Origin of the sequence: Hymenobacter sp. GOD-10R, from assembly GCF_035609205.1 — a bacterium.
Lineage (GTDB): Bacteria > Bacteroidota > Bacteroidia > Cytophagales > Hymenobacteraceae > Hymenobacter.
The window spans coordinates 2,747,603-2,761,688 of sequence record NZ_CP141184.1; the positions used below are offsets into that span (position 1 = coordinate 2,747,603).

11 protein-coding genes are annotated in these 14,086 nt (G+C 54.1%); 5 read left to right on the forward strand and 6 right to left on the reverse strand.

What is annotated here, in order from left to right; all coding sequences use genetic code 11:
• Positions 1 to 25: 25 nt before the first annotated feature.
• Together SD425_RS11040 and SD425_RS11045 are read right to left on the reverse strand one after the other, a co-directional pair.
• The gene (locus SD425_RS11040; RefSeq protein ID WP_324678440.1) at positions 26 to 1,363 is read right to left on the reverse strand and encodes a rhamnogalacturonan acetylesterase; all 1,338 of its coding nucleotides are present in this window, start codon (positions 1,361 to 1,363) and stop codon (positions 26 to 28) included.
• 221 nt (positions 1,364 to 1,584) lie between these two features.
• On the reverse strand, positions 1,585 to 3,291 hold the full coding sequence (locus tag SD425_RS11045) for a right-handed parallel beta-helix repeat-containing protein (protein WP_324678442.1): 1,707 nt from the start codon (positions 3,289 to 3,291) through the stop codon (positions 1,585 to 1,587).
• A 442-nt stretch (positions 3,292 to 3,733) separates the two neighbouring features.
• On the opposite strand from SD425_RS11045, the gene SD425_RS11050 reads away from it, so the two are divergent.
• Complete coding sequence (locus SD425_RS11050; RefSeq protein ID WP_324678444.1) at positions 3,734 to 4,453, forward strand: GAF domain-containing protein; 720 nt, start codon at positions 3,734 to 3,736, stop codon at positions 4,451 to 4,453.
• 55 nt (positions 4,454 to 4,508) lie between these two features.
• Here the strand turns inward: SD425_RS11050 and SD425_RS11055 are convergent, their stop codons facing one another.
• Entirely contained in the window at positions 4,509 to 4,787 is a 279-nt protein-coding gene (locus SD425_RS11055) for a hypothetical protein (protein ID WP_324678446.1), read from the reverse strand.
• Positions 4,788 to 5,323: 536 nt separating this feature from the next.
• Positions 5,324 to 7,195, reverse strand: a complete 1,872-nt coding sequence (locus SD425_RS11060) for a M2 family metallopeptidase (RefSeq protein ID WP_324678448.1) — start codon at positions 7,193 to 7,195, stop codon at positions 5,324 to 5,326.
• 197 nt (positions 7,196 to 7,392) lie between these two features.
• Here SD425_RS11060 and SD425_RS11065 point away from each other — a divergent pair, with 197 nt between their 5' ends.
• The 3 genes from SD425_RS11065 (at position 7,393) to SD425_RS11075 (ending at position 9,427) form a co-directional block, all read left to right on the forward strand.
• Entirely contained in the window at positions 7,393 to 8,205 is an 813-nt protein-coding gene (locus SD425_RS11065; RefSeq protein WP_324678450.1) for a sterol desaturase family protein, read from the forward strand.
• Between the two features lie 40 nt (positions 8,206 to 8,245).
• Positions 8,246 to 8,833 carry an O-methyltransferase gene (locus SD425_RS11070; protein WP_324678452.1) on the forward strand — a complete coding sequence of 196 codons (588 nt, stop codon included), beginning with the start codon at positions 8,246 to 8,248 and terminating at the stop codon, positions 8,831 to 8,833.
• A gap of 87 nt (positions 8,834 to 8,920) precedes the next feature.
• Positions 8,921 to 9,427 carry a hypothetical protein gene (locus tag SD425_RS11075; RefSeq protein ID WP_324678454.1) on the forward strand — a complete coding sequence of 169 codons (507 nt, stop codon included), beginning with the start codon at positions 8,921 to 8,923 and terminating at the stop codon, positions 9,425 to 9,427.
• Between the two features lie 53 nt (positions 9,428 to 9,480).
• On the opposite strand, the gene SD425_RS11080 is transcribed toward SD425_RS11075, so the two are convergent.
• On the reverse strand, positions 9,481 to 10,428 hold the full coding sequence (locus SD425_RS11080; RefSeq protein WP_324678456.1) for a zinc-dependent peptidase: 948 nt from the start codon (positions 10,426 to 10,428) through the stop codon (positions 9,481 to 9,483).
• Positions 10,429 to 10,564: 136 nt separating this feature from the next.
• Complete coding sequence (locus SD425_RS11085) at positions 10,565 to 10,921, reverse strand: protein tyrosine phosphatase (RefSeq protein WP_324678458.1); 357 nt, start codon at positions 10,919 to 10,921, stop codon at positions 10,565 to 10,567.
• Positions 10,922 to 11,153: 232 nt separating this feature from the next.
• Between SD425_RS11085 and SD425_RS11090 the strand changes: the two genes are divergently transcribed.
• The gene (locus SD425_RS11090) at positions 11,154 to 14,024 is read left to right on the forward strand and encodes a glycosyl hydrolase (protein WP_324678460.1); all 2,871 of its coding nucleotides are present in this window, start codon (positions 11,154 to 11,156) and stop codon (positions 14,022 to 14,024) included.
• Positions 14,025 to 14,086: the final 62 nt, after the last annotated feature.

Sequence of the window (14,086 nt, forward strand, 5' to 3'; positions counted from 1 at the left end):
TGACGTTCTGGTAAAACACGCACGCTTAATTGCCGTCTGGCTTCACCACGTCGTTTTTGGGGCTATCAGCCCAGTGCCAGCTGGCTAGCGCATCGGGGTGGTTGGGATCGAAAGTAGGCGTGTCGTTTCGGAGGAACTTCGTGAGACCTAGCTTATTGACCTTGATGCCTTCTACCACGCACTTCGCTATTTCGTAGGCGCCGTAGGGGTTGAAGTGGGTGTTATCGGCCAAGGCCTGGGTCTGGCCGGGGTAGGTGTTGGCGGGATAGTGCACCAGCGCCTTCTTCGAGTCTTCCACGCCCATGGCTTCGTAGAGCTGGGTGGTCATCTGATTGAGGTCGATGAGCGCAACATTTTCTTCCTTGGCAACTTTGCGGGCGGCGTCGGGGTAGTCACCTAGGCTGTTCACGTTTTTGCCGGTAGCCTCGTCGAAGTTGCGGCGAGCGGTGGAGGTCAGAATCACGGGCGTAGCGCCTTTCTTCTTGGCTTCGCTCACAAATAGCTTCAAGCGCTCGGTGTAGCTTTTGAAAGCGCCATCATTGGGGCCTTTCTCCTTTTGGTCGTTGTGGCCGAACTCAATGAATAAGTAATCGCCGGGCTTTATCACGCTCAATACTTTCTCTAGGCGGTGCGAGCCCATAAAGCTACCTAGAGTCAGGCCTGACTCAGCATGGTTGGCAATGGCTACGCCCGGCTTGAAGAAGCGTGGAATCATCTGCCCCCAAGCTGCCCACGGCTCATCGTCCTGGTTCACGACGGTGGAATTGCCGGCTAGGTACACCGTCACGGCGTTCTTGGCGGGTGTTATTTCCAGCGCGTTGAGGCAGGTTTTTGATCCGTTAAATTCTAGTGTCAGCTTGTCGTCCCAGTCTAGCTTGCCTAGCTCCCGGGGTTTTAGGCTTACTTCGCCGCCGGTCGAAATCTTGCGGTCTTTGATGTTGATCGTGAACGTCTGGGTAGTGAATTTGCCGGGTGCGGTGGTGGTTTGCTCCAGCAGCAAGCGCCGCGACTCCGCCTTCAACGATGTTGACGACGGTCCTTGGGCGTCACCTAGGGTCACGGTTACGTTGTAGTTGCCCTCGGGCAAGTTGACCGAGAAGTAGAAAGGTTTGTCACTGGTCACGAAGTCGCCTTTCAGCGCATCCTGGCCGGTGCGACTAACAGCCGTAGCAGTCGTGTTAAAATCGAAGCCGTAGCCGGTAGTGGGTGAGTACACGTTGGTGGGCAGCACGGGGGTGTAGCCGGGCGTCACTTTGCCGCTGCCGAAGTCAAACTTGTAGGAGGTTTTAGCAGATTGAGCGTTGGCGCTGGCCGCTAGTGCAAGGCTCAGGAGGAAGGCTGGGAAGAACGATGGGCGTGTCATGGAAGGCTTTGGGACTGGTAAGAAGGCTTTTGCCTAGCTTACAGGCTCCAATAACACCTCCGGTCTAGGCTCGTCCGTCCTGTAGTCTGCTGGTTCGTGGGAGGCTAAGTCGAATGAAAGGGCCGTAGTTAAAATGATAGTCCGACTGCCGTAGATGCAATTTGGAGGTGCATTCACAGCAGCCGGATTATCAATTCCCGGAGCAGGCTAGCTTATTGTCACTAGATTTTCACAAGCCTTTTCGACGTTACGATCTTACCCGACGTCAACTTGAGGATATAGACGCCAGCAGCCGGGAATACCTTCTCATTCAGGCTAATCTGGTGTGAGCCCGCTTTAACTTCCTCATCAAGCAAAACGGTAATTAATCGTCCCTGGGCATCATAGAGGGAAAGATTGACAGCGGCTTTTTCGGGCAAATAAAAGCTAGCCGTTGCCTGCGAGCGAACCGGAACCGGCGCAATCGACAATCCTAGTACCTGACTTTTTGCTGAGCTAGCGGTGCTCAGAATAACCCTGTCTGTCTCGAAACAACCTAGGTCAGGCGCTGTGCCGCTGTACGGAAAACCAATGTTGGTGCCTGCATCAACCATCTCGCTGGTTGGCTTCAAGCGCAGAAAATCATTCACGGGCAGACTGCCATCTGCTTGTCGCGGCGCGGTGAGCAGCTCCATATCCGTGCTCAGGAAATCATCGGCTGTCACAGTAATAGCCGAATTCAGGAAGCTGTTGTGGTCGATGGTGCAGGCGGCGAGGTCGTAATCGGTGATGTCGCGGCCCGTGGAACGCGGGGCAAAGCTGATGTTATTTTTGATGACGTGGTTGTAGCCCGGTACATCGGTGAGATAATCCGTTGTGTTCCTCGCTTTCCGGTTGAGCATGTTGTAGTTAGTAGCATTCATGTAGGCGGTATTGTTAGACCAGGTGCTACCCTCTAAGTGGTGATTGGAATAAAACCCATTGGATTTGTTGCGCACGGAAAGACAAAACTGAATCGTATTTCTAGGCACAACGGTCGGGATGGAAGTGACAGCCGCGCTGCCGTAACCACCTGCTTTGAAGCCGTTACCATCTCCCCGGCTGCCAAAAGTAGCCGTGTAACCATTGTAGAAAGACCAGCAGTTCTCAAACACCGTAGGCGCAAAGGCCGAGATGCAGTCGTAGCCGTCGTCGCTGTTGAACCAGGCTCGGCACCCCCGGAACACGTTGCCGGTGTAGTTCGCGTTGTTGGGGTGGTTGCCGAAGCCATCTACGTTGCCGCCATTCGCGGCGCCGGTGGTGTTCGGCGTGTTGATATTGTCGTTGTTGCGGTAGGCGTCGCAGTTGAGGATAAGGTTGTTCGGGCCTCTGGTCAGGTAAAAGCCAATAGCCTGCCCATCGTGCATGCTCAGCCGCTCGTAGATGTTGTTGCCGCCCGCCCCACTCTGGGAGAAGCAGATTGACTGCGTGTTGACGTTGGTGGCGACAAGTGGTACCCGCACCCCGACGATTTCCAATCCCCGCAGGTGGATGTACGAGCCTGTTACCTCAAATGCGCTGAGGCGGTAAGGGGCGGCGAAAGGGGCACCAGGGTTGGTGACATTAGGGTCAACGTTGGCGTAGTTGAAGACCGGCTGCTCGCCCGGATACGCCCAGTAGTTGATGCGCCCGGCCGTCGCCGAGCCGCTTTTACTCAGCAGCGTGACGTAGGCATACGGGTTCGAGTAACCGGCTATCTGCGAGTTCTGCATCAGGTAGGTGCCACCGCGTACCCACACCGTATCGCCGGCTACTACCGCTGTTTGGGCCCGCTGGATGGTTTTAAAAGGCAGAGAAATCGTGCCGTTGTTGTTCGCATCATCTCCGTTAGGCGCCACATAATAAGTAGCTGAGAAGGCCGGATAGAAACGAATTACCAGTAGAAGGGCGAGAAGGTAGTTTTTGGCCATTATAAATCATGGTTATATAAGGTGGAGGGGAAATTGGGGTGACTAGGAGCGCTAATAACATCTCCAACCTAGGTTTATCTGTCTTGTAGTGTGCTGGTTGAGAATGCACTTTAATTATTGCTGTTTATATATTAATTATAATTTATTCTAATTATCTTTAAATAAATTTGGTGTCTACACTAGAATACTACTGCTGTTTCTTGTTGTTCATCTTAGGAGCTAGCAGGCAGCGCAAAGTACCAGTAGTATCCGCGTGTGCCCACTCTGACAGATGCTGTTCATCGTTGCTTCACTCTGCCTTACCTACTATATAAAAGCAACTACAACGACCTAACACCACGCCAAGTGGATGCTCCGTTGCGGTAAGCATGCGCCAGTCTGGCCGAAGCTACCATGTTGCTTAGTTGCCGCCCACTCCGCCCCACCTAGTTCTCACGCCCCCATGGTCAACACTGTTACTCCTTTTCCCGCATCATTGATACCCGACAATGATGCGGTGCGGCTGCGCACGCTGCATCAATACCGTATTGTAAACACGACCCCAGAGAAGATTTTTGATGAGTACGCCGCCTGGGCCGCACAACTCTTCAACCTTCCTATTGCGCTGATCTCGCTCGTAGATGAAGATCAAGTTTGGTTTAAAGCAACTGTCGGCGCGCAGGGCATCAGAAGCCTGACGCGGGGTGACAGCATGTGCTCGGCGGCCATTCTGCATGATGATGCCGTAGTACTGTCCGACTATTCCAAGGAAAGTTGCGGCCTGATCAGCCAAACCGTTGCTGAAGAAATAGGCCTGCGTTTTTACGCGGGTGCCGCCTTGCAGATGCCCGACAAAGAGAAGATTGGGATGCTAGCGGTGATTGGACGTGAGCCGCGAGACTTCTCCGAGGCCGAATCGGAGCTGCTCGTGCGCCTGGCGCAACTAGTCAGCCAGACGATTGAGCTACGAGGCCATTACCTAGCCCACGAGCAGGCCGATGAGTGGGAAGATGCTCAACAAGAGCTAGCCCAGCGCCTCGACGATAACGCGACCTTGGCCCGCTACCTAACCACCCGCACGCACGGCATCGACCTAGCCGATGAGCAAGTAGCCCAGGTCATTTACCGTCGTTTGAATACTGTACAAGCTTTGCTGCAGAAGCGGCTGGCTGTGGCGGCGTAGGTCATTTAGGTACAGTTATAAAGATAAAAGCCAGGCGCACGCTTGGCTTTTTCTCTTAAGGTTCATTAATATTAATTTCGGTGCTCTTTGACAGAAGGTATTGCACCAATTCATAAAAGACCAAAGCGCTAATTTTTTCTGAAACTAAATTATCACAGAAAGCTAGGCTGTTAGCTTCTAGGCTGATCGTCAATGCGGGCAAGACTATGCCTGGTGCATTAATGTGCCAAGAAGATTCTTCAGCGTTATAGTGCGCCCCAAATCTACTTAGTATAAATTCTTCTAAATCAGCCTCGTTGAAGTGCTGATAAGTAATTCGAAGCTCCTTTCCCATATATAATAAAGTAGTGAAGGTTCGAGCCTAATTGGTATGAGGTATTAAAGCAGACTTAAATACGAATAGGCCCTGCAAGTAATAGTTCTTTGATATTTTCTGCCATATAAATTGTATAGTAAAGAACAACAACTACTATCATACACCTGGGTAATAAATCGAACGCTCTCAATAAATAGGAGAACTTACGTTTATTGAAGAGGGAAAGGGGTACTGCCAAAAGTCCACCGGACAAGGAAAGCACTGCACTTCTAATAAATAAATTATCGATATTATCAGTAAAGGAACCGACGGAATAATCAAATTTCATATCGGCCCTACACAATCTATATGGCTCACCACCTACATCATATACTATCCAAATAGAAAAGAGGAATCCTGCGACTGTAACCCATGGAAAGGATATGTTATTTTTTGGGCCAGGCATAATATTGGTTTTTAGTTTCTAAACAATATAATACGTAGCTAGTAGTAATAACTCATTTTGCAGACTTTCGGGAGCACCGCCTTGTCTTCTACGATGCTCCCAATAAGCCTTACATCGTGTACTTCCGCCCCTTGTTCTGCTGCTTCAGATACGCCATTAGCGGCTGGAAGTAGTCGACCATAGCGCGGGCGGAGAGGTCTTCGCCGGTCTTTTCTTTCAACACGGTGCGCCAGTCTTTGCTGGAGCCGGGACGCATGATGTCGCGCAGGAAATTGCCCACTTCTTTGTTGCCGTAGTAATTGGTGGCGTGCGGATCCTGGTGCAAGATCTGCTTGGCAATGTGGTCGTGGAGCTGGAACAGGATGACGTAGCTCAGGGCATAGTCGTAGTACTGCGCGGGGTCGTCGTTGATGTGTGTTTTGGTGGCAGGGTCTAGGTACTGCTCACCACGCGCCGTGGGGGGCACGATGCCCTGATACTTCTTCACTAGCTCCCACCACTTAGCGTTGAGTTGGTCGGCGGGCAGGTTGTCGGCATAGAAGCTGTTTTCCCACTCGCTCATCACGCCCGACGAGAACGGAATGAATGTCACGTAGTTAAGCGCTTCCTTAAGCAGGGTTTGGGTCTGGTCGGTTTGGGTTTTGGGGTCCATCAGCTCCAAGCCTACTAGGAAGGGCTTTTGGCTGGCCGCGAGGCCCATGAGGCTGCCCATGGCTTCGTGGTAGCCGCGGTTAGCACCCTGGCGCAACAGCGGCGGCACATCGGGGTTGGTGTAGGTGAGATAGTAGTAGATATGACCTAGCTCGTGGTGAGTGGTTTCGTACCACTCGGTGTTGGCCTCCACGCTCATCAGGCTGCGCACGTCCTGGTTAAGGTCGATGTGCCAGGCCGAAGCGTGATTGTTCTTCTTGTAGTTGGCGCCAGCGGGCAACGGGTACAGGCTGCTTTTCTCCCAGAATACGGCGGGCAGCGCCTGAAAACCTAGGCTTTGGTAGAAGCGTTCGGCCTGCTTTACTTGCCACTCGGGGCCTTTCTTGGCAAGCGTCGCATCGAGGTTCACACCTTTCACGTCGACCATGCTGCTCCAATCTTGGCCCCAACGGTTGGGCACCCACGAAGCGGGCAGGTAATCGGGCACTTGCTTCACGCCGTATTTCTTAGCTAGCTCGTAGCGGGCGTAGGTGTGTAGCTCGCGGTAGAGCGGGCGCAGTTCCTCGTTGATTTTGCGTACCAACGCCATCATCTCCTCACGGCTCATGCCGTAGTCGGAAGCTTGGTAAGAGAAAAAGTCGGAGTAGCCGAGGGCTTGCACGGTTTGGTTGCGCAGGCCGCGCAGGTTCAGCAGGCCTTCTTTCAGCGTGGGGCCGATGGCTTTGCTGGCTTCCCAGATAGCTTGGCGCTTCTGCGGGTTCTTTTCGGTGCGCAGCAGCTCGTCGAGGTCATTGGTCGTGACGGACTTTCCGTTGTACTGGTAGTCGAAGCCGTAGAGCTTTTCGGTTTGGGCGGCTTCGGCTTTGATGCGGCGCTTTACTACGTCGGCTACCGTTTGGGGCGAGTTGGCAGCGTTGTAGAGGGCGGTTTGCAGCTCCTTAACCTGAATCTCGGAGAGCTGGTCTTTGTGGTCCAGGAACTGGCGAAGGCGCTGAATGTTCTCGGCGCTGCCCGCAAAGGCAGCTATGCGCTCATTGGCGCGGGCCGTAGCTCCCGAATTAGTGGTGTCGCCGGGTACGATGTGCGTATTAGAACGCCATTCTGCCTCGCTCGACTCCGTATAGAGCCGCTGGTACTCAGCAGAGTACTGCTTTAGAAAGGCTTCGGCTTGCGCACGCCAGTCGGTGGAGTTAGGTTGATAGGTGAGGCCTGGTGCAGTTGCAGCAGGTGGGGCAGTAGCAGCGGCAGGGGTTTTGGTCGTAGGTGCGCACGACCATAGCGCCGTGCCCAAGGTGGCAAGAGCGAGGCCGCTTAGATAGGATTTCTTCATGGTAAAAACAGAAAAGAAGACGAAGCTAGGAGAATAGGCAGGTGCTCGTCAGCAAGTCCCGAAAATACACAATGCCGCGCGAATCAGCCGAAACGCAAAGGCTAATCGTGTTGTTCAGAGGTGCCGTGGCGCTTGCCCGAATGAGTTGGTATCTTGCTTGCAGCCTAGGCTTCGATTTTCTTTTCTCTTCGTAGTATATGTCTACGTCCATCACCCTTACCCAAGCCAGCTCCATATATGCTGGCCACTTCTTATTCACCCTCGTCCGCTACGGGCTGTTTGCCGGCGTAGCGTACTTCATCTTCTGGCGCTGGCGCAAAGACCGTTGGCAGTCGCGGCGGGTGCAGCAGAAGTTTCCTGAAGACAAGCACCTACACACCGAGGTAAAGTACTCGCTGCTTACGTGTCTGATTTTCGCGGCCGTTGGGGTTGGCATTTTTGCGGCCCGCCAAGCCGGCTACACGCGCGTCTATACCAACCTAGCTGATCACGGCCTGGGGTATTTGACCTTCAGCATGCTGGCCCTGATTGTAGCGCACGACACCTATTTCTACTGGACGCACCGCTTTATGCATCTGCCCCAAGTATTTAAGTATGTGCACCGGGTGCACCACCTGTCGCACAATCCTTCGCCCTGGGCCGCTTTCTCCTTTCACCCGCTGGAGGCCATCATCGAAGCCGGTATTGTACCGCTGATGGTGTTCATCATGCCCTTGCACCCGCTTACCCTAGGCCTCTTTATGATCTACATGATGGGCATGAACGTGCTCGGGCACCTAGGGTATGAGCCGTATCCTGCCGGTTTTCTGCGCAGTAAGTTTGGGCGCTTGCATAATACCAGCACGCACCACAACATGCATCACCAGTACGTGAAGGGCAACTACGGCTTGTACTTTAACATTTGGGACCGGCTCATGGGCACCAACCACGCCAAGTACGTGGAGCGTTTTGAAGCCGTAACGGAAGGCAAGCAGCCGCAAAAACAAAAGGCCGTGCAGAAAGCTGCGTAGGGCTAGTGTACCTAGCTTCGTTCTTATTATAAGTTGGCTTATGAATCAGATACGAGCGGAATTCCTCCGGCAGCTAGCGGAGTTTGGACAAGCGAATGACCAGCAGGCTACGCGCCGGGATGAGCGGCTACTTAACATTACGCCGGATACCGGACCGTTTCTCGCCCTACTCATCAAAGCGACGCAAGCGCGAGCTGTGCTCGAAATCGGGACATCCAATGGGTACTCTACCATTTGGCTGGCCGATGCGGTACAAGCTACGGGTGGCCACGTGACAACTGTAGAAGTGAACGAAGCTAGGGCTACGCAGGCGCGGCACAATTTTCAGCAAGCGGCATTTATCGATACGATTACGTTGGAAGTAACGCCAGCCGAAAGCTTCTTGCCTACCATCGCCAGCAACTCTTTCGACTTCATCTTCTTAGATTCGGACCGGACGCAGTACTGTGCGTGGTGGCCTCTGTTGCATCGCCTGCTACGTCCGGGCGGCCTGATGGTGGTAGATAATGCCGTGTCGCACCAGCACCAGCTCGTGGCTTTCTTGGCCTTGGTGGAAGCTACACGAGGAACAGAAACGTCGCTGGTGCCACTCGGGAAAGGCGAACTACTAATTTGGAAGCAGCGGTAAGTAGCACGGGATAAGCAAGGCTAGGTTTAAGCTATTTTACTATGCAAATGAGTAATTGAATAGATGCATAATCATAAAAAATGCATCATGCAAAAGATATCTCTTTTAGCAGTTTTTTATTTCCTTTCCTTAGGTCTTGTAATAGGCCAAGTTGAAAAAGATGCTGCTGAGATGAGTTTGGTGGTAAAAAGCGCTGAAAAGAAGTTCTCAAATGATTATCTAACTGTTGTAGTTGAATTCAAAAATATCAGCAACAAAACGATTAGGCTTCTAGAATATGACCACTCTAGACAATTAGGGGTAATGTTTTTTACACAGGTAAGTATTCAGAACGAAAGGTACAAGTTAGCTGCGGTTAAACCAGGACCTCCGAAATTTGAGTTTGTTCCTGATGATATAACTACTTATGTTGAAATTCCTAAAAATAAATCCTATTCCCAGATAGTAGATTTTAGAAATTATTTAAGAAACGGAGGATCTAAATTGCGTCCAGGATTATATAGAATAAACGCCAATTATGTAAACTGGTATGGTGGTGACTGCATCAAGGGCTTTTATAAGGCTAAAGAATTATTAGTTCGCGTAGATAAATGAATTATTAGCTGCAATTCCTCTGCTTTCAGCCTGTTCCCATTTCTTTATTTTACTCACGCTGCTTGCTTCTCCTGCTGTAATAAGTGACAGTCCTTATATTTCTTGCCGCTACCGCACGGGCACGGGTCGTTGCGTCCAAACTTGCGCTTGCTGCGCAGGGTCTTTAACCATTCACGCGGATCGACGCTAAAGCGCAAGAAACGCTTCTTGGGGTTCTGGCGCAGGGCACGGCTGAGTAGTTGGTACAGCTCCGGATGGTTTTCCTGGAGCTTCTCGGGTTTCTCGAAGAAGTACTCAGTCACGACGGCGAAGAACTCGGCTTCGTTGGTGGCGCCGTAAGGGTTAATTTCGGACTTGCCGTCGCGAATCGCCTGGATTTCGCGTTGCATCACCTCGGCCCAAGGTTGCAGCAATTCGGGTGGCAGAGCTAGCTTCGGCACGCCGTCAATCACTCCATCGGCCTGGTCGAGTAGGTGGGCAAACTCGTGGATGCCGACGTTCTGCTTGTCCATGGCGTCCCGAAAGCCTTGTTCCAGCGAAGCTTTGGAAAGGCGCATGTAGTGTTGGTTCTGAAAGTTTTGCACGCTGCCGAGCAAGGTGCCATCCAGGGGAGCTACCTCCTTGTTCGGGTCTTTTTCCTGTTTCCAGGCATCGGGCACAATCAGCACCTCACCTAGGTTGGCGTACTGCCACTCGGGGAAGCCAAATACGGGGATGATGGCCGAGGCGGCCACCAGCACGCGTGTTGTATCCTCGACCTCTACCTGCACGCCCGTGATGCGCGTCTCGGCTAAGAAAACTTGCACCGCGCGCTCAAAGCGCTGTTTTTCGTTCTTCGAAAGCGACAAATAAAAAGCCACGCGTTCCGTTAGCACCTGCCGCCAAGCGGCAGGAAAATCTTGTGCCAGCGCCGCAGCACGCACGCGGCTTTCGCGGGTGACGTAGCGGTAAAAAGCAAAAATAACGGCGGCCAGTACGGCCAGCCAGATGAAGTAGTTCATAAAGCAATGAACAACAGTTAGTAATGAACAAGGAGCAATCGAGTAAGCAAGAGCTAGCTCGGCTCAGCAATAATTTGCCTTATACGATTCGGCCGTCGTTCCGCCGAAATCAAGCAGCTTGTTCATTACGAGTGCCTCATTGCCAAGGAGTTCCTAAATGCTCTTGCAACCGCTCGCGCAGCAAATCTTGCAGTACGTGGTCGAGGAACTGAAACTTGTCGGGGATGCGCAGGCAGATGACGGGCTTGCCGGCTAGCTCGGCGGCGAACTTTTGCCGCAAAATATCTGCGTGCTTGCGCTCCATCACAAAAATAACGTCGGCCCAACCTAGGTGCCCGGCCGTGACGCGCACGCGGGCTCCGGGCTCTGTGCCCGCGGAGCGGGCCACGTAGTGTGGGTGCTGGTCGAACAGGCGCTCGGCGGTGAGGCTGCGCCAACGATTCTGGCTGCAAATAAAGAGAAGCTGGCGGGCGTCGGGGGAGATGGTCGGCAAGGCAGGCGGGCAAGTTGATGGCCGCAAAAATACGAGGCTAATTTCCGGCGCCGCTACCTAGGTACTCCCGTTTGCAAACTGCCTTGCCACCCGACCAGCAGACTTCAGGTGAGTGAGCAAGGGAAATGCGCCTTTCTTTGCTGTACCACCTAGCTTTTCGCCCAACTTTCAGCCGGCGCAAACAGCCCATAGGCTTGCGTTGCTGGCTGGTTCTTGCGCCTGAACTCATCCGATGTTGCCACTCGACCCTAAAAAACTACTTGCTACTGCGCTGTGCGCCTTGGCTTTTGCTGCCTGCCAGCAACAGATCACTGCTTCCAACACGGCTGCACTACCTACCACCGCCACTTCGATTTCGGCCGCGTGGCCCGCGGTGAAAGCCGAAACGCACCCCTGGACCCGCTGGTGGTGGATGGGCAACGCTGTGGATGAGGCCAACATCACCCGCAACCTGAAGCTCTACGCCGATGCTGGGCTAGGTGGCGTGGAAATAACGCCCATTTATGGCGCCGTCGGCTACGAGCAGTCCTACATCGATTACCTGACGCCCACCTGGATGCGCATGCTCAATACCTCGGTGCAGCAAGCGCACAACCTAGGCCTAGGCGTGGATATGAACCTAGGCACCGGCTGGCCCTACGGCGGTCCACAGATCGCGGCGGAAAGCGCGGCCGGTAAACTGGTGGTGCAAACGTATGAGGTGAAAGCCGGGCAGCGTCTCGCCGAAAAGCTCGTGGTGCAGGATCCCAAACAGCAGAAGCTAGGTGCCCCGCTCAAGGCGGTTGTGGCCTACGGGCCAAAGGGCGAACGGCTTGACTTACTGGCAAAAGTAGACGCCAGCGGCCAGCTCAACTGGCAACCCACTACGGGCGCCTGGCAGATTTACGCCGCTTTCGGCGGGCACACCGGCCAGATGGTGAAACGCGCGGCGCCCGGTGGTGCCGGCCTCACGATGGACCACTTGTCGGGAGAGGCACTGAATACATATCTGCGGCGCTTCGATACGGCTTTCGAGGGGAAGCCAGCAGGCATTCGGTCGTTTTTCAACGACAGCTACGAGGTGTACGACGCCGATTTCTCGCCTCGCTTGTTCGACGAGTTTCAGCAGCGCCGCGGCTATGATTTGCGCCTGTACTTGCGTGAGCTGGTGAGCAAGGAAAACAACGAGCAGGTGGCCCGCGTCCGCGACGACTACCGCGAAACGGTGGCCGAAATGGTGCAACAGAACTTCACCAAGCCGTGGACGAACTGGATTCACGGCCAAAAAGCGGTGTCGCGCAACCAGGCGCATGGGGCGCCCGGCAACGTGCTCGACCTGTATGCTAGCGTAGATATTCCGGAGTGTGAGACGTTTGGCCTAACCAAGTTTCCCATTCCCGACGTGCGCTACTACACCGTCGACACCAAGAACGTGCCGCCCGACCCGGTGATGATGAAGTTTGCCACGTCGGCTGCCAACGTGATGGGTAAGCCCCTGGCTTCGTCCGAAACGTTTACCTGGCTCGGGGAGCACTTCAAGGTGCCGCTGGCGCATTGCAAGCCCCAGGCTGAGCTAGCTTTCCTGACGGGCGTCAACCACATCTTCTACCACGGCACCACCTACTCGCCTGAGCAGGCCAACTGGCCGGGGTGGCTGTTTTACGCTTCAGTCAACTTTGCGCCCTCTAACAGCTGGTGGCCGCATTTAAAAGGCTTGAACGAGTACATTACGCGCTGCCAGTCGGTGCTGCAAGCCGGCCAGGCCGATAACGACGTGGTGATGTACTGGCCCGTGTACGACGTGCGGCACAACGCGCCGCCCAAGCTCGACATGATGATCAGCATCCACACGATAGAGGAGTGGCTGTATCCTACCAACTTCTACAAAAACGCCGTGCAATTGTCGAAGACGGGGTACTCAGTGGATTTCGTGTCGGATGATATGATCCGCCAGGCCCAGCCTAGCGGCAGCGGCTTGCGGGTGGCGCAGCAAGGACCTAGCTACAAAGCGCTCATCATCCCGACCACCGGCTACATGCCGGTCGAGACGCTGACCAACGTCGTGAAGCTTGCCCAGCAGGGTACCACCGTTATTCTGCAAGAGTTGCCCAAGGATGTACCCGGTTTACACAACTTGGAGGGACGTCGGCAGCAGCTGAAAGCCATTACGGCGGGGCTGAACTTCGCGGCGGCCGGCAATGGCGTGCAGGTGGCCAAAGTCGGCAGCGGCCGGATTTTGCTAGCTTCCGACGTGCAGAAAGCCTTGGAGTACAGCAAAATCAACCGCGAAACGCTCACCGATACAGGCTTGCAGTTCGTGCGCCGCAACGACAAGGGTACCCATTACTACTACCTCGTCAACCACACGGTGAACACAGTGGACTCGTGGGTGCCGCTGAACCTCAGCGCCAAGTCCGTCACGATTCTGGACCCGCAGGATGGCCGCGCGGGTGTCGCCAGCACCACCGCCGACGGCAGCCAAACCAAGGTGCGCCTACAGATTAAGCCCGGTGAATCGCTGATCCTGAAGGCTGCTGACCAGCCCGAAGTGGCCGCGCAGCCTTGGCAATACCTAGCTCCGGCTGGCACGCCAATTTCGGTGAGCGGCGACTGGAAGCTACACTTTACCGGTGGTGGCCCCGAACTGCCCAAAGACCAAACGCTCACCAAGCTGACTTCTTGGACCGACCTCGCCGACGACAACGCCAAGCGCTTCGCCGGCACCGCCGAGTACACTGTCACGTTCACGATGCCCGCCAAAACCGGCGCCGACTACCTCCTGAAGCTGGGTGACGTGCGCGAAAGCGCCCACGTCTGGATCAATGGGCAAGATGCGGGTTTCATCTGGAGCTACCCCTACGAGAAGAAGGTAGGCACGTACTTGAAGAAGGGCAAAAACACGCTGAAGCTGGAAATAGCCAACCTCATGGCGAACCGCATCATCGACTTAGACAAGCGCAAAGTGGAGTGGCGCAAGTACCACGAAATCAACTTTGTGGACTTATACTACAAACCATTTGATGCTTCTGGCTGGGAGCTGCAACCTTCTGGCTTGCTAGGCCCCGTTACGCTACAAGCGTTAGCAACGAGCAATGAGTCCCGGACAATGAACAGTGGGCAATAACCGCCGGGGAGTTGCTCAAAGCTAGCTCTAACGAAGAAACCCCTGGGCTGCGCAGCTCAGGG